Source organism: Pyramidobacter sp. CG50-2, from assembly GCF_003612005.1.
Taxonomy (GTDB): domain Bacteria; phylum Synergistota; class Synergistia; order Synergistales; family Dethiosulfovibrionaceae; genus Pyramidobacter.
This window is the reverse complement of the sequence record NZ_RAWT01000051.1, coordinates 1-19,781: the sequence shown is the minus strand read 5'-3', so window position 1 is coordinate 19,781 and position 19,781 is coordinate 1. Positions and strand designations below refer to the sequence as shown.

Sequence of the window (19,781 nt, the reverse complement as noted above, 5' to 3'; positions counted from 1 at the left end):
CGCGTCCGCGGCGGCCGCGTCGCGCAGGATCTGCTCGATCATGAACTTCGTCCAGCCGTAGGGATTCGTGCAGCCGCCGGTCGGCATCTCCTCCGTGAACGGAACGGAGTTCGTCATCCCGTACACCGTGGCCGACGAGCTGAAGATGAAGCGCCTGCAGCCGTGCGCCGCCATCACTTCCAGCAGCGCCAGCGTCGTGTCCAGATTGTTGCGGTAGTAAAGCAGCGGCTTGGCCACCGATTCGCCCACCGCCTTCAGCCCCGCGAAGTGGATCACCGCGTCGAGATCGTGCTCCGCAAAAAGACGTTCCAGCGCCGCCGTGTCGGCCACGTCGATTTGGTAAAACGGCACGCGCACGCCCGTGATCCGTTCCAGCCGCTCGATCACCGAAGCCGAGCTGTTGCTCAGATCGTCGGCGATCACCACGCCGTGCCCCGCCGCGATCAGTTCGACCGCCGTATGCGACCCGATAAAACCGGCCCCGCCGGTAAGCAAAACGTTCATGGTCGTTCCCTCCAATAAAAGATTGCCAGCCGCCACACATCACGTAAATTTCGGCCGCTGCCATAAAATTATACACTGAAACAATTACGCGACGGCCGTTGCTTTTTTTCGTTGAGCAGAATACAATAATTATGTGATAATAATACACGTAAACACCAATAATAATGTGAGGGATGCTGCATATGGAACGAGTGATTTTAAAACAATTGCTGGAATGGAAGCATTCACCTTACCGTAAACCTTTAATCTTAAAAGGTGTTCGCCAAGTAGGCAAGACATGGATTCTCAAAGAATTTGGCACACGATACTATGAAAACGTTGCTTATTTCAATTTCGACGAGAACGAAGAATACAAACAGTTCTTTGAAACGACAAAGGACGTCGATCGTATCTTGCAAAATTTGATGCTGGCCAGCGGTCAGAAGATCACGCCTGAAAAGACCCTCGTCATTTTTGACGAGGTACAAGACTGCCCCAAGGTCATCAATTCCATGAAATATTTCTGCGAAAATGCACCGCGATACCACGTCGCCTGTGCCGGTTCTCTGCTGGGGATCGCCTTGGCCAAACCTTCATCGTTCCCCGTGGGCAAGGTCAATTTTATGCAGATTGATCCCATGACCTTTGCAGAGTTCCTGCTCGCCAACGACGACGAGAATTTAGCAAGGTATCTGGACAGTGTGAACATTATTGAGCCAATCCCCGACGCCTTCTTTAATCCTCTTTATGAAAAACTCAAAATGTACTACGTGACCGGCGGCATGCCAGAATCCGTTCTGATGTGGACAGAAGCGCGAGATGTATCCGCCATGCAGGAAGCCCTGTCCGGGATCATTGGCGCCTACGAGCGTGACTTTGCCAAACATCCTAATATCAACGAGTTTCCGAAGATCTCTATGATCTGGAAGTCTATACCGTCCCAGCTGGCGAGGGAAAACAAGAAATTCATCTACAAGGTCGTCAAAGAGGGCGCAAGAGCTCGTGAATACGAGGATGCCCTGCAATGGCTGGTAGATGCCCGTCTGGTGCACAAGGTCTATCGCAGTTCCGCCCCTGGCCTGCCTGTGGCTGCTTACGACGACCTCTCCGCCTTTAAGATTTATTTGGGCGATGTGGGACTGCTTCGCCGTCTTGCGCAGCTGGCTCCTACGGCCTTTGGCGAAGGCAATCGCCTGTTCACCGAGTTCAAAGGCGCACTGACCGAGAACTTTGTGCTTCAGACCCTGGTCACCCAGTTTGAAGTTGTTCCCCGGTATTGGAGCCGGAACAATCCTCCTTATGAGGTGGATTTCCTCATTCAAAGAGAAAACGACGTTTTCCCTGTAGAGGTCAAATCCGAGGCCAACACAGCCGGCAAGAACCTCAAGAAATTCAAGGAACTATTCCCGGATCAGGTGAAGCTCCGTGTGCGGTTCTCTCTGGATAATCTGAAACTGGACGATGATATGCTGAATATCCCGCTGTTCATGGCAGACCAAACGGATCGGCTGATTGGCTTGGCATTGGAGCAGCGCCAGAGCTCGTAGGCACAATGGGCTCTATGGAAAATCGTGGATGTTCAATGCCGCAGACGGAATGTATTTATCTGAATCGATACTTCGTTGTTTAAGCTCAGTTATTGAAAGCATTTTTTCCGAATCTTATGCCAAGCCCTCTTAAAGGTGTAGAGCAAGCCGTGGTCCCGCCAGCAGCGAATGCCGCCGCGGATTTTTCGGGGAAGCCAGGTTGCAGTCCGTCCGATCCTGAAAGAGCGGGAGGCGCGCAGAGCGCTCAGCTCTTCCCGCAAAACGCTTAACTCCCGCCGGTGCCGTCCGTTTTCATCGAACAACGCCTGTTGTTTCTGCTTTATCTGTGCGTGCTCAGCCCGCATCCGCGCGCATTCGGCTTTTGCCTGCGCGCACTCCGCCTTGAGGGGGTACACTTGAAGATGAAGGCTGGCGAGAATTCGATTGTAGAGGTCGGGCGCCTCCGTCATGCGCTGAAGCGCCTCCATTGGCAGCGCGTCGCTTCGCTGCCAGACGCCCCAGTGCCATTGCCCCACAATGTATCGGAGGATGGCTGCTTCGGCCGCCGGCGAAAAGGAACGCCCCTCGACGGCGCGGAGCATGTGATCGACGTTGAACAGGAACCCTGCGATGTTTTTTTCGGAGAAGGGCGTGGTCACCTGCGAATTTTCGCGCTGCCTGTAATGATAGTAAGACGCGCCGGCGTGGCTGACCCGACGGGCCAGCAGCAGACATTCAAAGTGAAATAAGTTATCCTCGTGGGGGAATGGATCGAGAAAGCGGAGATGGTGTTCCTCCATGAAGGCCCGGCGGGAGAGCATCATGTTGACCACTTCCGTGTACTTGCCGTTCTCGATCTGGGCGCGGAAATACTCCGCGCCCTCCCAGATCCCCACATAATCCTGACCGCGCTGATAGCGGAATTTTTGAGTCTTGCGGCTTTCGGCGAGGGCTTCGTTTTCAAAGAACACTTCGCTGTCGAAGAACAGCATGTCCAAATCGTCCCTGACCGCCTGACGGTAAAGCCGTTCCAGAGCGTTGATGTCGAGAAAATCGTCGCTGTCGATAAAGTAGAGATAGTTTCCGCGGGCGGCGTCCATACCGGCATTGCGGGTCGCCGAGATGCCTCTGTTCTCCTGACTGATTACTCTGAATCGGGAATCTCGGTCGGCGTATTCCCGCAGGATGGCGGGGGAGTCGTCGGTAGAGCCGTCGTTGACGCAGATAATTTCCATGTCCCTCATGGTCTGGTTGACGATGCTGTCGAGACATTGGCGCAAGTATTTCCCCGTGTTGTACACGGGAATGACGACCGATATCGCAGGAATTGGTTTCGGGGTGTTCATAGCTTTCTTATGATCCTTCCCTTAAATAAAAAAATAAGAACGTTTGCGGAGTGCAGGCAACAGAAACATAGTATCCGAAAAAGTTTAAAGAATTCGTGGGGGCGTTTGTCGGGCTTAGGCCTTTTCATGGCTGGCAGTCTAATCTCTGCCAAAAATGTCGCGAGTGTAAAGTTTTTCCCTGACGTCGTCAAGACTGCTGTCATAGCGATTGGCGATAATGACGTCGCTTTCGGCTTTGAATTTGCTCAGATCGTTCACGACAAGACTATTACAGAAACGCTCGCCGTCGCTCAGCGCCGGTTCGTAGAGAATCGTCGCAGCACCTTTCGACTGAATGCTTTCGACGACATCCTGGATCGCTCCGTGGCGAAAATTGTCGGAGCCCTGCTTCATTGCGAGGCGATATACGCCGACAGTCGTCTTTCTCTTTCCGCCTTGATCCGGAAAACTGTTGGCTTCGAGATACAATCCGACTTTTCGCAGAATTTGGCCGGCGATGAAATCTTTACGGGTTCCGTTCGATTCGACTACGGCCCGTATAAGTTTTTGTGGAATATCGCCGTAGTTCGCCAAAAGTTGCCGCGTATCCTTGGGCAGACAATAGCCTCCGTAACCGAAGGAGGGATTGTTGTAATGGGCGCCGATCCGAGGATCGCCACAGACACCCTCGATGATCCGCCTGGCATTCAGCCTCTGCATTTCCGCATACGTGTCCAGTTCGTTGAAAAAACTGACCCGCAGAGCCAGGTAAGTATTGGCAAAAAGCTTCACCGCTTCTGCCTCTGTGGAGTTCATGAACAGAATCTCTGCGTCTTTTTTGTTTGCGCATTCTCGAAGAAGCTCTGCGAAGATGCGGGCTTTTTCCGTAAGCTTTTCATCGCTTTCGTCAATGCCAATAATGATCCTCGAGGGATATAGATTGTCATAAAGCGCTTTTCCCTCGCGCAGGAACTCAGGGCAGAAGAAGACGGTTCCTTTTCCTGTCTTCTTGCGTACAGTTTCGGTGAAGCCGACGGGAACCGTTGATTTGATCACGATGCTCGCCGCCGGGTTGATTCCCATGACCTGCCCTATCACGCGTTCTACAGTGGAAGTGTCAAAGGAGTTCTGATCAGGATCGTAATCGGTGGGAGTCGCGATCACCACGAAATCTGCGTTTCCGTAAGCTGTGCTGGCATCCAGCGTCGCCGTTAGTTTCAGTCTTCCGGTTGCGAGACGGGCTTCGATCTCCTTATCGACAAAGGGAGACATCTTTTTGTTGATGAGGTCGACTTTTTCCGGCAGAACGTCAACGGCATAGACCTTGTGGCGCTGTGCCAGCAAAACTGCGATGCTCAACCCCACATAACCGATGCCGGCTACCGCGATGATCGGATCGTAACCGCTGCTCATTTTCTAGCGATTCTCCTTAAATATGACATATTTTAACAGTTGATCAATCTTTTGAAGTAGTCTATGGTCAGTTTGAGCCCTTCCTCAAGCCTCACGACAGGAGACCAGCCAAGTTCCCTCTTCGCCAGCGCGATATCGGGCCTTCTTTGACGCGGATCGTCGACCGGAAGCTCTTTAAAGGCCAGCCGGGACTGAGAGCCGGTCAAACGAATGACCGTTTCCGCAAGCTCCTTGATTGAGATTTCCTCAGGATTGCCTATGTTGACAGGTCCCGTAAAATCTCCTGGGCTGTTCATGAGAGCGTTCATGCCTGCAACCAAGTCGTCGACATAGCAGAAGCTCCTGCTCTGAGCCCCGCTGCCGTAGATCGTGATGTCCTCGCCTTTGAGAGCCTGCACGATGAAGTTGGAGACCACTCTGCCGTCGTCCATGCTCATGCGGGGCCCATAGGTGTTGAAGATACGTATCACCTTTATGTCCAGGCCGTACTGACGGCGATAGTCGAAGAACAAGGTTTCCGCCGCGCGCTTGCCCTCGTCGTAACAGGCGCGCGGCCCGACGGCGCTGACGCATCCCCGGTAGGACTCCGGCTGCGGACTGCAGTCCGGATCCCCGTAAACCTCCGACGTGGAAGCCTGCAAGACGCGGGCCCCCGTGGTTCTGGCAAGTTCAAGGACATTCAGCGCGCCCAGAAAGGACGTCTTCATCGTATAAACGGGATCTTTCTGGTACCAGCGCGGGCTGGCGGGGCAGGCGAGATTGTAAATTTGATCGCATTCCACGGATAGGGGCGAAATGACGTCGTGACAGAGAAATTCGAAATGCGGATGATGGAACAGATGGCGGATATTATCCTCCGAGCCGGTGAAGAGATTATCCGTACAGATGACATAATTCCCAAGCTTCAGCAAACGTTCGCATAAATGGGATCCGAGAAAACCGGCCCCTCCGGTGACGAGAACTCTTTTCTTTTTCACTGTGTTTCCTCCGTGACAGGCTCTAAAATGAGGTTGGAGCAGATCTGATGTCGTTTCTTAATTAAAAAAAACTGAACGTGCGGGCACTGCGTGGGAGGCAATCGCTCAGAGAACTATGTTGATACTTTTTATCAAGAATTAGGCCTTGTTTAAAAACCGTCAAATTGCCCAAATCGATTCAATCACTTAAACTTTCCAATGGAAACGATAAAGATATGAACTTAACCTCCAGCGAGTGGAATCGATTCAAGAGAATACTGCCGCCAGAACACTCGAAATCAGGTCAACATGGACGTCCGGCAAAATACGATAACCGCTGGATCATCAATGGGATTCTGTGGCTTGCCGGAAGTGGAGCGCCATGGCGAGAACTTCCGGAGCATTGCGACAAAAGGCAGACAGTCAGCGAATTTATTTCTCGCGCAGACGTAATGGAGTGATTACACGTCAGTCCATCCAAAGCGTACGCGCTATTCAAGAGATTTGTGGCATAAGGTGTTTGGGAGCCGATAAATAAAGGTCGCTGCGCAAAATATCGCTATATCGAATGCTAAAACAAGGTGCCATAACGCGCATTAAAGCGTTGTGGTGCCTCGTTCATGTCGGTATTATTTCGTTGCCAGCTTTATTTTCGTGTACAGTCGTTACACATCGTAACCGATGTACGATGGTATCGAGGTGCTCCTATTGTCACACGAGGAAAATACCTGACATAATTTGGTATTAATTAGACAACAAACACCAATATTCACTGTTTCTCTTGACTCATGTCAAAGCCTTTATTTGTTTTGAGAGATAAGTTTTTGCAATAGGATTGAAGTTACCGGCTCAAAATTCGAGAAATCCCCGCAAATTTCTCCATGCAGGTTATTATATCGATGTAGCATACTGCCGTACAGTTCGTTCAAACGTTCAGCCACATAGTACGCCGTTTGCTGCCGCAACGGCAGAGCGAGAACAAGATCGGCTGTACTGATAAAGCATCTCAAAGAACTGTAAACGTTGAAGTTCGTTTGAGGCGAGGTTACTATCGAATTTCTCCTGAGCCTGTATCTGTAAAAGTTCTTTTGGCGATGGGAAACTCGCTGCGCCTGCAGCATGCAGGAAAGAGTAAAAAATTCGTCTTCATAAGTCACATTTTCAGGGAAAAGAATTCTATGTTCTGTTAAAAATGTTCGCCGGATAAGCTGCAGCCAAGTTATTCCTCTGTAACAGTGATCTGCCTGCATGGCACAGAATAGTTCCTGTCCGTCTGCGACGCCTCCATATTCTCGAGGTCTTGTGAGACGGTAGTCAGTTTTAAACTGGGGAAAACGCTGCGCTAATTCGTTATTTTCATAGAGCGCATCTCCGTCGAAATAGAGGATGTCCAAATCATGCGCCTTTGCCTCACGATATAGATAGTTAAGGGCTTCGGGAGCCGCCAGCATGTCGTCGCTGTCCACAAAGCATATATACTCGCCTTGGGCTTGCCGGAGAGCATAGTTTCTGGTGGTTCCTAAGCCTTGATGCGATCGGTCGAAAATCTTTATGCGCCGATCTTTTTGGGCGTACATTTTGAGAATGTCATAAGAACCGTCTGTCGAGCCGTCGTTAACGCAGAGAACCTCCATAGATTCCATATTCTGATCCAGAATCGAATTAAGACACTCGGCGAGATATTGCTCCACGTTATAGGCAGGAACAATGACGGAAATCTTGTACAAAGTCTCTCTATCCGAGAATCGTTTGTTCCAAACAAAAACTTCATCTCGACGGTTTTGTTCTAGGAAAACGCGCTGATTGGCAAGACGAGTGTGAATTGTCTGAATGCCCTTCTCTTGTCTCAGGCTTGAATCTCTAAGCGCGGCGATAGCGTCTCTCTGTTCGGCTGAAACGGTGGAAACTTCCGTCAATTTGTCCAAGAGCTGCCACAGAATCTTTCGATTGGGTGTCGTGAAAATCCGACGATAAATGCGTCTCAGGATGCTTTTCAATGACGGCATTGGCATTCTTTCTTTAATCCTCCAGTTGAGAAATCAGGGCGTATCTGCCGTGCTTGCAGCGGCAGCCTCGGAACTCTCTGTTGAAGAGGCGGCTGTCAATTCGTCGGGAACAGTTGCATAATCATAGGCGGCGCTTTCCGGTACTGCCCGCAATCGTATGGAACTCTCGTCCGTCAAATATCGATATCCGATTTTTTGCAGTTTGTGCTCAGGATCCAGTCTTTCATACAATTCGGCCCTCTCGGCTCTGTCGCGACTCCGAATCATTTTCAGATGGTACAGGTTATACGGCAACAGCTCCAAATTTCTGATCTGGTCATAATGCCAGTGAATATGGTGTTCTTGAAACATCGTCGTGTCAAAAGTCATGTGCTCGGACAACGGGAAGAGGACGAATTTCTTTTTGGTATCCCAGACGCCGTCGACTCTGTAATGGCAGACGGAATCCCAAAGCTCGCAGACTTTCAGTCCCATACATGCTTTTTTCTCGCGACACTCTTTGCCCAAACGGCGCAGATTCTTCAAGAATCTGATTTCATAGCGTTCGTCGGCATCACAGCATAGAACGATATCTGCGCCTCTCTTGCGGGCTTCGTTGAGCAACGCGACCCGGTTACCCCTCTCATCCCAGTGAAATTCATCATGAGGCAAATTCCGCAGACATGAAATGACCTTGCGTTCTCTTTTGATAACGGCAGGAGTAGCGTCCGTCGAGCCGTCGTCCAGAACGACAAAGCCGTCGACATATTCTCGCAGATGGTCGAAGAATCCCTGCATGTGCAAAGCTTCGTTTCTGACGGCAATGACGGCATAAAGCGTTATACCCCCCCCCGTATTTATGAGGGTTTTTGTGCGCTTTATAGTTTGCCTTATCTTTCGGAGAGGAGCGGTGAGCCTCCAAGACTTTGAATGCATTATGCAGTCAAGCGCCTTATCCCGCTCGGAAAGCCGCGTTCGATATTCTTCTGACTGCCTATGAGCGTCTTCCAGTCGCGCTTGAACTTTGTATAGCTCATTCTGCATATATTTCAGGCCGTTATACCGTCCAATGAGTTCCCCGGTAAGCCAGCCGTAATGAGCGATCTCCAAACAATGCTTTCGCGTATCAATCTGACATGGGGCATTCTCATCAGCTTTCTCGAGCAGTCTGCTGATGGCTCTTTCAGCGCCATATCGCTCAGCTGCCATTTTCTTGAGTAGCGGCGCTTCACCGCAGGCCTGCGGATAAGCGCTGATAAGTTCCCTGGCAATAACGGTACTTTCAAGTTTGCGTCTGGTACTTCTTCCCGAGAAGTTATAGAACTCCTCCGCTTCAAGCGTGTCCAGGCGAACATACCCATTGCCGCCGAACTGATCATACACAAAAACGGGCAGCCCCATCCCCAGGCAGTATTGAACGGTTTTGCCTATGGTGATAACCGCATCGTATTGCGAGAGAATTTGAGGCGTTAACGCGCCATAGTTTGCCTGTCCGACACCCCAAAAATCCACTTCAATATCGGGAAGATGTTGAGGTAATTCGTTGATTTCCCTCGGCGGATGGTTAGACACCACGGCAATTTTCCTGAGCTGGGACGAAGGAGCGAAATCAAAATGAGCAAAGTTTTCCGGAAGCAGATTCTTGAATAAGAAAATCCCGTCCGAGGGAATGGCGAACCTCTGCTCCAGATTTTGTTTGGCTTCGCCCGATACGGCCGTCAACAGCGTGCAGTTCGCGTAAAAATCCATAGGCAATTCAAGAGGGTGTGTGCTTGACAGACAGCCTGAAATGATCTTGCTGTATTTCAACCCGCGTCCCGAAAGATAGGGCAGAATGGGGAAATGATAGGCAAAAACATATTCGTAATCAAGATCCAGCGGCAGCTCGTGAGCCTGAAGAACCGTCAGATTTCTCGTTTGACAGTATTCAACGATAAATGGTTCCACGACGACACTCGCGCAGTAACACCGGTATCCCTTTTTGTGAAAAAACTCAGCCAGTTCGCAGATGTGGAGCATTGAACCGTGGTAGCCATCGAAATAGTAGCCGGTAAAAAGAACGTTCATGTATGTATGTTCCTCAATCAAAAGAAGTGAGAATAGTGGCAAAAATGCCCTCCTGGGATAATTCATCAGCGTCAGCAGTAAACAGTTCTGGGCTTTTTCGACTTTATAGACGTTAGAATACTAATATTATACTAAATTCTTGACGGAACAGCTTAACATCAAGCGATCAACATCCCGGGCGAATCCGAATCAATCGGGTATACTCGACCGTTGCGTGATTTGCGTAATTCGCTTTGTGGACCTCTCTCAAAGTTTCTTGCCGTTCAATATTTCAGCCAAGAAACAGCAGGTGCTGTTGCTTATATTACAATCGCTGCTCTCATTTGTTTCAGCGACAATGTAGATTGGCCGGCGCTTTGTTTCCAGATAGGCTTTGGCCAGGTACTGACCAAGAATGCCAATGCAGAACAGCTGCACACCACCGATAAACAGAATGATGCAGGCCAGCGACGACCAGCCACCCACAGGGTCGCCGTAAATCACCGTTTTGCCGACAACAAGCAGAACCATTATAAAAGCCAACGCGCAGAACAGTAGACCCATCACCGAAGCAAGGGATAGCGGTGCCGTTGAAAAGGCCATGATACCCTGCAACGCGTATTTGAATAGCTTCCAGAACGACCACTTACTCGCGCCAGCAACTCGCTCCACGTTTTCATAAGGGATCCATCGTGTGCGGAATCCCACCCAGCCGAAAATCCCTTTGGAGAAACGGTTGTATTCTCCCATGGATAGGATAGCATTTGCCATCTTGCGGTTCATCATGTGGAAATCGCGCGCGCCATCCATGATGTCGGCATCGCTGAAGCGATTGATCAGCTTGTAAAAGCAATGAGCGAAAAAACTACGTACCGGGGGTTCACCGTGCCGGTCTGCTCACTGCGTGACGATGGAATCGTATTCACCTGACTGTAGCGATTCATACATCTGCGGCAACAGCGCGGGGGGCAGGTCGGCATCCATGAACACCACATAATCTCCCGAAGAATGCCTCAGTCCTGCCTAAATTGCCGCCTCTTTGCCGAAATTACGCGAAAATGAAACATAATGTATGCGCAAATCGTCTTTCGCTGCTCGGCGTAGCAGCTCCAGTGTGCTGTCTCGCGAGCCGTCATCTACGAAGACCAGTTCTATGTCCAGATCAAAATCTGCCAGCAGAGCGTCAACCGTCTTCTGCCCAGAATTGAGCATTGAGAAGAACATCAGCAGGCGGCGTAGAAAGTGAATGTTCAGGCAGAAAACGAATATAAAAATTTGTGATGCAAGCATGTTTGGGGGAGCCTTGAAGATATTTGCGATTTAGAAGCACAGTAGAATACCTCCTCAGTGAAGTCTATAGTGCAAAATGATGTGGATATTTGTGTGTAGTGTAAATGTAATAAGACGTAGCACTAGCGAGTAAAATCGTCCAGTGCATTTTCAATCTCTGTCAAAATCTGTTTACCCGTATAATTTTTATAAGCATCAGCTATGGCATTACAGACAATATCTTTGCTGACCCTCCCCAGATAGATGTTCTCAAGAGTCCTGTACCAGTCTCCCTGTTGACAGAGAAAGCCGTTTATGCCACTTCTGATTGCCCGGGTATATGTGTATGTAGGAGTTGCGCATGTTATCGTTCCGACAACACCTGCCTCGAAGAATTTTAATTCCGATTTGCAGTTTGTAAATTCATTGTCGATGAGCGGCACAATATTAACGTCTACTTCAGCAATAAGACGCTGAAGTTTAAGGAAATCCACAAGTGGTCTAAATTGGATTCGTCCGGCTTTGATAAAACCTTGCATATAGTCAGGAAAATCCATAAAGCCGACTACCAGAAGGTTTATGTCCTCATGAGCCTTCAACAAAGCGTGAATTTCCGTTGCGATACTTCGAAAGTCGTTGACGTGCGATGGGGAGCCGCTGAAGTAACCGATAAGGAACGGCTTTTGAGAACATATTTTCTTCTTCATGTCGAGGTATCTTTGCGACACGGCCAGCTGTTCCGCATTCAACGCGTTGTGGACCACGGCGTAGGGCTTGTGAAAGGTTTTACTGATTTTTTGTCCGAGGAAATTGTTGGTCGTGATGTATCCGTCGGCCTGTTGGGCTGCCAGTTGTACTCTGCCGAATGCGGAGAACCATGTGTCATAAAACGAATCATTATCTTCAAACACGTGAATCGTGCTTGTGACTGCGTATAAGTCAGCTAGACTATATACCATATCATCGATCTGACACAGTACCGGCTTATTTAGTTCCCGGGCTTTGTCGATTATCTCCTGAATATGAACGGTCCAATTGAGACGGCAAAGAACGATGAGCTGGACCTTATCAATATAATTCAGGATCGTTTCATATTCATATGAATAAAAGTAATGACATTTCCATCTTTTGCTTGCTTTGGTGTACTGGTAGGGGTTATAGCACAGATACCGGAATGTCGAGGTGTCTGCTCTTCTGTATATCTGCAGTGCTGTGGAATAACCATCTCTGATATCTCGCGCTAGTTCGAACACTCTCTCAGATAACGGCCTGATCCATGGTTCCGTATTTATCTTTTCCTGAAGGGGGGGGATGGTGTACATGGTCTATTCCCCTATGGGCTCGGTCATGTTCATGAAATTAACTACCTCGGATATGGTTGTGCTCCATGCTCGTGGAATTTGAGAATTCTTGTAATTTCTCTTTCTTTCTTCCATATTTGTGGACAGCTCAACAGCTTTTTCAAATGATTCCATGAAGTTGTCGAGGTTTGTAAGCTTTCCTAATATAATGTTGTCACACTCTTTTATTTCTGTTTTGTTTAGGCACTGATTGGTGATAACGACGCTGCCGCTGCATGCGGCATCATAGGGGGGATAACTGGGATGCGGAGTGTACATAAGGCAAAGAGCAAGGTCTACTGTTCGTAAAAAATCTGCGTATCTATCCCAAGACATTACGTCGTAAATTACTGGTTTGGTCCCTCCGGTAAATTGAATATTTTGGGGAATATTGGCGCCCACCATGCAGATTTCCCATTTGTCCATATCGAGGATGCCTTCTTTTATCGCGCGATCGAGTATAAGAATGCCCGTATGGAACAAGTTTCGGGGATTGTTGGGCCTTGCGTAAAAGAAGAGTTTGTAACATGTTTTTCGTTCTACTATGTTGGCATGATAGAGTGACTCGGGAAAGGCTGGCTCAAAACTGACTCCATGCTCGCAAATGTTGGGGCATGTGCTCTTGAAATAGTCCCATAGGTAGCGCGAATTAACAATGAAATCAATCGAAGGATCCTCCATGATTTGGCGACAGAATAGGTGAGCATCTCCATGAGGATAGAAGAACGTTTCGGCCTCTTGGATGATATAAAAGAATCTGGCGCGCTTTTGAATTTTCTTTATCGCCGCTGCGCTCCACCATGAGGTAGCGAGAAAGAGATCTTTATCGCTGACGTCAAGGGGCATTTCGCGGCCGGAGCCAAGCATATGTTCATAGTCCGTAAAGAATGTTACTTTCTCGGGCTTCTTCAGTCCCATAACATCTATGATATGATAATATGCTAGCGGCTCTACATCAGCGCAACGTGTGATAATACGAAGCTCCATATCATTTTTTGCACAGTAAGCCGTCGCAACTATCAAAGCGGTTGCCACTCCCCCCAAGAGTGAATCTTTGGAGATGCTGTCTGTAACAAGGTTCAATCTGTAATTTTGTCTTTGAACAGCAGTGATATGGATCGGTTCGGTCTGTTTAATCCAAGGTTCTATTATGGAAGGCAGAACTGCCGCTTCGGGATTATCGTGTCTGACAGATTTGCTTGCAGCACGGCGGAGTCGGTATTGACCTTGAAGGTAGCGGCACGCCTTTTTGATAAGGGCGATACATCCTTCATTTTTTAGTGTTCTCAGACTTTTTTGTAACAATGTGTGCATATAAAACCCTCCGTGTAGTACTCTAGCTAAAAACAATTCAGTATTTTTATCGAAAACTGGTATTACTTAGTAACTGCTCATGATCGCCTGTTTTAGATCGTGTGGGCAGTATGGGTCGCCGTTGGATACAACGTTGTCCCACTTTGTTTTAAAATAGAGGATGTCCTGCTGGTTAGGCAATGGAAGTTCCGCATCGCTTTCAAAAACAGCAAATGGAGTCCAGACAACGTGAATATCACTACTGTAGGCCTGAAGACAGAAATCGACTCCCCAGAGAGGACCAGCTTTTGCATCAATCTTGCTAAAAATACCGCGTGCTCCTTTGCCGATCATCATACATTCTTGGGAGACTGCCAAAACGTTACGAGCACAGCGTAGCCGCCCTTCATAGCCGGCATTTTGTGTCGTCGTATCTTGAAACAAACGATTGATGCCTTTTTCTACGTCAATCGTAATATCGACCTGCAAAACTGTGTTGTGGTTTGAGATAATTTTACCCCCCACGGCAGCAACGTCTTCGCGCTGGGCAAACATGAGCATTTCTTCGATCCATTGTGGCGTGAGCGGACTGACACTGGCATTAAGAAATACAATATATGAAAAGTCAAGTTGATTAATTAGCGTACCAGTAGCTGATTTGTCGATAAAACGAACATTATTCTTGCTTGGCAATGATTCTGAATACAAGGATGGAACAAGGATTTCATAGTTATAATATGTTGTATTAACAGTGATTGAGTTGATAGTCTTCCGTAGTTGTCCCAAATTTTTGATGGAGACTGGGATAACCGAAACTCGCGGCGTGTTCTTTAAGACGTAATGAATTCGGTACAATGTTTGAAACGGCGGAACACTTTCCACCGTTCCTAGGTACCCACAACGTGCGATATGATCGGCTACTGCATGCTTACCTGCATTAATAGCGTATGATTTGGAACTGATATGGGCGGATACTGACCTACGGTGTACTCGCCAGAAATAAAGCAACTGCGGGATGTGGACGACGTTCTTTGCCTGTTCGGCTAAACGCAGAACCATATCATGATCTTGGCTGCCGTCGTATTCTTTCCGATATTTCCCCGTCTTTTTTGAAAGTTCGCGACTGAAACAGGTAAAATGACAGATATAATTATGTGAACGTAATTCATCGATCGAAAAGCAGGGCTTAAAAGTGGGATTAAAAGCCTTTTTAATTTTTGTCTCAAATTTGATTTCATCTGTATAGATGAAATCAGCTCCGGTTTCGGTAATTGTTTTTGCGACTTGAAAGAGGGCAGAAGGATGAAGAATATCGTCATGATCAAGGAGGCCGATATAATTCCCAGTCGCCATGTCCAAGCAGACATTTGTATTTTCAGATATACCATTATTATCTATTTTTCTATAAATAATGCGTTTAGGATTTTGCACAATATATTCATTACAGATCCTTTTTACATTAGAGTGTTGTACGTCACTTGCATCCGCCAAGCAGAGTTCCCAATTGGGATAGGTTTGTTCTATAACAGATTCAATCATATCGCGCAAAAAGGCTTCAGGCGTGTTAAACAGTGGTACAAGTATGCTGAATCTAGTGCGATAAAGGTGAGCTTCCGCTCGTTCCTGCCGGAGAAATTTTTCATCCAATCTTAAAAGATTATGTTTTTTTCGTAAGTACTGAGAATCTGCTCTCAAACGACGCTTTATTTTGTGATATGTCTCTTGTGGTCCTTCAGTGATTAAGGCATAAGCAGCTTTTTGGGCGAGCTTCAAATATCGTCTAAAATATTCGACAGAGAACACTTGTTATATCTCCTGGTAGTTGATTATTGTAGTGATGTATTATCTAGCTACATCACTCATATGGTTTACATAAGTTGTGCTATTATCTTCAGATGATTTTTTAGAAATAAGGCGGATGGTGTAGGCATCTTTTGTGTTAGAATCACAGAGCATCGGTGACTTGCACAACACATCGATATGGAAAGGAAGATTCAAGAATGAAAGTATTTGTAACCGGAGTTGCTGGGCAATTAGGACACGATGTGATAGATGAACTTGCCAAGCGAGGGTATGAAGGAATAGGTAGTGATCTACATCTGAAAGACGGCATTTCGATGGACATTACGGACCCTGAATTAGTTTCTAAAACACTTATAGCAGTAAAACCTGATGTGGTGATACATTGTGCTGCATGGACAGCTGTTGACCTTGCTGAAGAAGCTGACAAAAAAGATTTAGTCATGAAGATTAATTCAATGGGTACACAATATATTGCGGATGCCTGCAATGTTTTGAACTCCAAAATGATATATCTCAGTACGGACTATGTATTTGATGGGCAGGGAACAAATCCTTGGCATCCTGACTGTAAGGACTACAGGCCCCTGAACGTGTATGGCGCCAGTAAGTTAGCTGGAGAACAGGCTGTGGCAAAAACGCTTGATAAATACTTTATTGTTCGTATCGCTTGGGTATTTGGGCGAAACGGTAAAAATTTCATCAAAACGATGCTGGAGGTGGGAAAAACGCACGATACTGTCCGTGTGGTAAACGATCAAATAGGCACACCCACATATACTTATGACCTTGCCCGCTTGTTGGTTGACATGGCCGAAACAGAAAAGTATGGATATTATCATGCCACTAACGAGGGCGGCTATATTTCATGGTATGACTTTACCAAGGAAATTTATCGTCAGGCTGGCTATAGCACTAAAGTAGTACCCGTTACTACGGCTGAATACGGACTTTCAAAGGCTGCCCGCCCATTTAACAGCCGACTTGATAAAAGTAAGTTGGCTGAACAGGGGTTTAAGCTTCTCCCGACATGGCAAGATGCGCTTAGTCGTTATTTAAAAGAGATTGAAGGAAGTTTTTAATCTCGTAGATTTCTGGGGAGCGCCGAAAGAATGCTGTCTCTTTCGGCGCTCTTTTGCGCTTATCGGTTAGAGTACATCTCCCGGTAGTAGTTCTGGTACTCTCCGCTAATGATATGTTGCCACCATGGCTTGTTGTTCAGGTACCATTGCACAGTCTGGTGAATGCCGTCGTCGAACTTTGTCTCCGGCAACCAGCCGAGTTCTCTGTGTATTTTTGTGGGATCGATGGCGTAACGGCGATCGTGTCCGGGACGGTCGGCGACGAAACGAATCAGGCTTTCCGGCTTGCCCAGCTCTTTCAGAACGGTTTTTACCACCTGAAGATTGGTGCGCTCGTTGTGGCCGCCGATGTTGTACACTTCGCCCTCGCGCCCTTTGCGGATAATCTGGTCGATGGCGCGACAGTGGTCGACGACATAGAGCCAATCGCGCACGTTTTCCCCCTTGCCGTACACGGGCAGCGGCCTGTCTGCCAGCGCTTGGGTGATGATCAGGGGAATCAATTTCTCGGGAAAATGGTAGGGACCGTAGTTATTGGAGCACCGCGAAATGGAAACGGGCAATCCGAAAGTGCGGTAATAGGCCAGTACCAGCAGATCGGCAGAGGCTTTTGAAGCGGAATAAGGACTGGATGTGTGCAGCGGCGTCATCTCCGTGAAGAAAAGGTCGGCTCGGTCAAGCGGCAGATCGCCGTACACTTCGTCGGTGGAAACTTGGTGATAGCGTTTAATGCTGTACTTCCGACAGGCATCCATCAATACCCCGGTTCCCAACACGTTTGTTTGCAGGAAAAGGCCAGGATCAAGAATGGACCGATCTACATGACTTTCTGCCGCAAAGTTAACGACGATATCGGGATGATGGTCTCGAAAAAGAGAATCAACCTGCTTGCGGTCGGCGATATTGCCTTTGACAAAAGTGAAATGCGGATTGTCCATCACGTCGGCCAACGTCTCCATATTGCCGGCGTAGGTGAGCGCGTCGTAGCAGATAATATGGTCTTCTGGGTGCTGCTTCAGTTCGAAATGCACGAAATTGCCGCCGATAAATCCGGCGCCGCCCGTGACGATAATATTCATTCTGTATTGCCTCCTCGATTACTTTTCGTAATAAAAACCAAGGGTATCGGCCACGTCCTTCAGCAGCGGCGCGGCGGCATCCTTTGCGGCGATGACTGGGTTCTCCACGCCGCGCCAGTCGATGGCGAGGTCGGGATCGTTCCAGAGAATGCTGCCCTCGCTTGCGGGAGCGTAAGGGTTGTCGGCCTTGTACAGAAATTCAACGTCGTCGGTAAGGGTTGCAAACGCGTGCCCGAAGCCTCTGGGGATAAGAAGCTGGCGTTTGTTGTCAGCGCTCAGTTCGACGCCGACCCATTTTTTGTACGTCGGCGAACCGAGGCGCAGATCGACGGCAACGTCCAGCACGGCGCCACGGCAACAGCGGACCAGTTTGGCCTGAGCGGCGGCGCCTTTTTGGAAATGGACGCCGCGCAGCGTGCCTTTACGGGCCGAATAGGACTGGTTGTCCTGAACAAACTCATAATGGAGGCCAGCGGCCTCCATCTCTCTTTGCGACCAGCTTTCCATGAACCAGCCGCGATGGTCGCCAAAGACTTTTGGTTCAACGATGTAGACGTCGAGGACGTCTGTTTTGATAAAGTCCATTTCGATTGAGATGGCTTTGCCGTTTTTGTCGAACTCGACGATGCCGAAACGCTGCGGATCGTCGACGTAGTAACTGAAAACCGTCGCGCCTTCCGTGCGGGCGGCGGCTTTGCGGAGCTGGGCGCCGAGTCCGTTGCCATAGAAAATATTGTCGCCCAAAACCATGGCGCAGCGCTCGCCGTGAATGAATTCTTCGCCGATCAAAAAGGCCTGCGCCAATCCCTCGGGGCGGGGCTGTTCGGCATAGGAAAGTGAAATGCCATACTTGGAACCGTCGCCGAGGAGCCGCTCGAAGTTCGGCAGATCCTGCGGGGTGGAAATGATCAGGATGTCGCGGATGCCGGCAAGCATCAGAGTCGACAAAGGGTAATAGATCATCGGTTTGTCGTAGACCGGCAAAAGCTGTTTCGATGTGACGAGCGTCAGCGGATAAAGGCGCGTGCCGGAACCTCCGGCGAGGATAATGCCTTTCATAAAAACTTTCAGCTCCTTAAACGAAAAGAAAGTGCCCTATTCTTCTGGCAAGAGTATTTTTTAATGTGTTCAGATGCAACAATGCCTGGATACGACGCCATTTAGACAGCGTTGGGATGTGACAATAGGCTTCGATCAGGCTGACCTGTTCGGCCGAGAGCCGTGATCGATACATGTCAAGGAAATTCTTGGCCTGTGCGTAGGTGATGTCAATGGCGTGATGGATTTTATCTGCGCGAAGCAAGCGCTGAAACTTGTACGAAAAGGTTCGCATGTCGCGGGCGCCGATGCTGTTGTCTCCGTGTTGGCGGTACAGAGCGGTCCTTTCAAACGTAAAGCCGATATGACCAAAGGCGGCGGCAATCAACATCAGCCACCAGTCGTGCATGACGCAGTAATCAGGCTCCCGCATGATGAGTTCGCTCAGCGCCCGGTTGTACATGCAGGCACAGCCAGGAAAGGTGTTCTGCACAAGAGCGTAATTGAGCGAAGTTCGCGCGAACTTGCTGCTCATGATCTGACGGTATGACGGATGGAGAACGCGAAGGTTCTGGTCGGTCACGGTCACGTCAGTGTGGACGAGCAGCGGCGCGCGTGAGCCGTATTGTGCTTCCATGCGGCGGATCGTGTCCAGTGTTACGGCGATCTTGTCGGGCAGCCAAAAGTCGTCTTGGTCGCAAAGCATTACATAATCGTCTTTGCATCGGGTCATCAGACTGAAAAAGTTATGTTTGGCGCTGCCGCTGTTCTGTGAGCGCCGGATCAGTTCGATTCTTCCGGGGTAACGTTGCCGATATTCTTCGACGATGGAACAGGTGCTGTCGGTGGAACAGTCATCGGAAATATAGATGTGAAAGTCCCGTATGGATTGCGCAAAGAGCGAAGCGAGCTGTTTGCTGAGGTATTTTTCGCCGTTCCATGTGGCCATTAAAACGGAAATCATAGCTGTCCCTTTTTTCCGTTCATGAACGCGGCGTACCGGGCGTGGGTCTCCGCGGGGGCGCCGTCGGCCCGGACGCGTCCGCCGTCGATCCAGATGGAGCGGTCGCAGAAGGCTTCGATCTGTCCCAGCGAGTGGGAAACGATGACGATAGTGGCGCCGCACTCCTTGATCTCGCGCAGGCG

The 19,781-nt window shown here is 48.9% G+C and carries 16 protein-coding genes and 2 pseudogenes; 3 read left to right on the top strand and 15 right to left on the bottom strand.

The genetic code is table 11. The features are described 5' to 3' along the window. Positions 1-504 (bottom strand): SDR family NAD(P)-dependent oxidoreductase (locus D7D26_RS09855; RefSeq protein WP_120372931.1); only part of this gene is annotated, 504 nt, incomplete at its 3' end. Between the two features lie 182 nt (positions 505-686). Here D7D26_RS09855 and D7D26_RS09850 point away from each other — a divergent pair. After that, the gene (locus tag D7D26_RS09850; protein WP_120372930.1) at positions 687-2,030 is read left to right on the top strand and encodes an ATP-binding protein; all 1,344 of its coding nucleotides are present in this window, start codon (positions 687-689) and stop codon (positions 2,028-2,030) included. 89 nt (positions 2,031-2,119) lie between these two features. Here D7D26_RS09850 and D7D26_RS09845 read toward each other — a convergent pair whose 3' ends face one another. The 3 genes from D7D26_RS09845 to D7D26_RS09835 form a co-directional block, all read right to left on the bottom strand. Further along, the gene (locus tag D7D26_RS09845; RefSeq protein ID WP_120372929.1) at positions 2,120-3,355 is read right to left on the bottom strand and encodes a glycosyltransferase; all 1,236 of its coding nucleotides are present in this window, start codon (positions 3,353-3,355) and stop codon (positions 2,120-2,122) included. Positions 3,356-3,493: 138 nt separating this feature from the next. Continuing rightward, positions 3,494-4,747, bottom strand: coding sequence for a nucleotide sugar dehydrogenase (locus D7D26_RS09840; protein WP_120372928.1), 1,254 nt, complete (start codon positions 4,745-4,747; stop codon positions 3,494-3,496). Positions 4,748-4,779: 32 nt separating this feature from the next. Further along, positions 4,780-5,724, bottom strand: a complete 945-nt coding sequence (locus D7D26_RS09835) for a UDP-glucuronic acid decarboxylase family protein (protein ID WP_120372927.1) — start codon at positions 5,722-5,724, stop codon at positions 4,780-4,782. A gap of 215 nt (positions 5,725-5,939) precedes the next feature. On the opposite strand from D7D26_RS09835, the gene D7D26_RS12655 reads away from it, so the two are divergent. Next, positions 5,940-6,164 (top strand): transposase, encoded by a 225-nt coding sequence (locus D7D26_RS12655; protein ID WP_120372926.1) that lies wholly within the window; start codon positions 5,940-5,942, stop codon positions 6,162-6,164. A gap of 339 nt (positions 6,165-6,503) precedes the next feature. Here the strand turns inward: D7D26_RS12655 and D7D26_RS09825 are convergent, their stop codons facing one another. The 7 genes and pseudogenes from D7D26_RS09825 to D7D26_RS09800 form a co-directional block, all read right to left on the bottom strand. After that, entirely contained in the window at positions 6,504-7,628 is a 1,125-nt protein-coding gene (locus tag D7D26_RS09825; protein WP_158606340.1) for a glycosyltransferase, read from the bottom strand. Positions 7,629-7,742: 114 nt separating this feature from the next. Next, the gene (locus D7D26_RS09820) at positions 7,743-9,755 is read right to left on the bottom strand and encodes a glycosyltransferase family 2 protein (RefSeq protein ID WP_158606339.1); all 2,013 of its coding nucleotides are present in this window, start codon (positions 9,753-9,755) and stop codon (positions 7,743-7,745) included. A gap of 246 nt (positions 9,756-10,001) precedes the next feature. Continuing rightward, positions 10,002-10,544, bottom strand: a complete 543-nt coding sequence (locus tag D7D26_RS12485) for a hypothetical protein (RefSeq protein ID WP_199674755.1) — start codon at positions 10,542-10,544, stop codon at positions 10,002-10,004. Positions 10,545-10,631: 87 nt separating this feature from the next. Then, positions 10,632-10,946: pseudogene (locus D7D26_RS12650) on the bottom strand (glycosyltransferase). Positions 10,947-11,146: 200 nt separating this feature from the next. After that, positions 11,147-12,325, bottom strand: a complete 1,179-nt coding sequence (locus D7D26_RS09810) for a glycosyltransferase (RefSeq protein ID WP_120372923.1) — start codon at positions 12,323-12,325, stop codon at positions 11,147-11,149. A 3-nt stretch (positions 12,326-12,328) separates the two neighbouring features. Next, entirely contained in the window at positions 12,329-13,657 is a 1,329-nt protein-coding gene (locus D7D26_RS09805) for a rhamnosyltransferase WsaF family glycosyltransferase (protein WP_120372922.1), read from the bottom strand. Between the two features lie 66 nt (positions 13,658-13,723). Continuing rightward, entirely contained in the window at positions 13,724-15,439 is a 1,716-nt protein-coding gene (locus D7D26_RS09800; protein WP_120372921.1) for a glycosyltransferase family 2 protein, read from the bottom strand. A 197-nt stretch (positions 15,440-15,636) separates the two neighbouring features. Between D7D26_RS09800 and rfbD the strand changes: the two genes are divergently transcribed. Continuing rightward, entirely contained in the window at positions 15,637-16,518 is an 882-nt protein-coding gene (gene rfbD, locus D7D26_RS09795; protein ID WP_120372920.1) for a dTDP-4-dehydrorhamnose reductase, read from the top strand. A 59-nt stretch (positions 16,519-16,577) separates the two neighbouring features. Here rfbD and rfbB read toward each other — a convergent pair whose 3' ends face one another. The 4 genes and pseudogenes from rfbB to D7D26_RS09770 all read right to left on the bottom strand — a co-directional run. Next, positions 16,578-17,597 (bottom strand): dTDP-glucose 4,6-dehydratase, encoded by a 1,020-nt coding sequence (gene rfbB / locus D7D26_RS09790; RefSeq protein WP_120372919.1) that lies wholly within the window; start codon positions 17,595-17,597, stop codon positions 16,578-16,580. 18 nt (positions 17,598-17,615) lie between these two features. After that, positions 17,616-18,656 carry a dTDP-4-dehydrorhamnose 3,5-epimerase gene (rfbC, locus tag D7D26_RS12855; RefSeq protein WP_342447429.1) on the bottom strand — a complete coding sequence of 347 codons (1,041 nt, stop codon included), beginning with the start codon at positions 18,654-18,656 and terminating at the stop codon, positions 17,616-17,618. Positions 18,657-18,672: 16 nt separating this feature from the next. Then, positions 18,673-19,584 (bottom strand): glycosyltransferase family 2 protein, encoded by a 912-nt coding sequence (locus D7D26_RS09775; protein WP_158606338.1) that lies wholly within the window; start codon positions 19,582-19,584, stop codon positions 18,673-18,675. An 11-nt stretch (positions 19,585-19,595) separates the two neighbouring features. Then, positions 19,596-19,781 (bottom strand): annotated as a pseudogene (locus tag D7D26_RS09770) (ABC transporter ATP-binding protein); the annotation flags it as partial.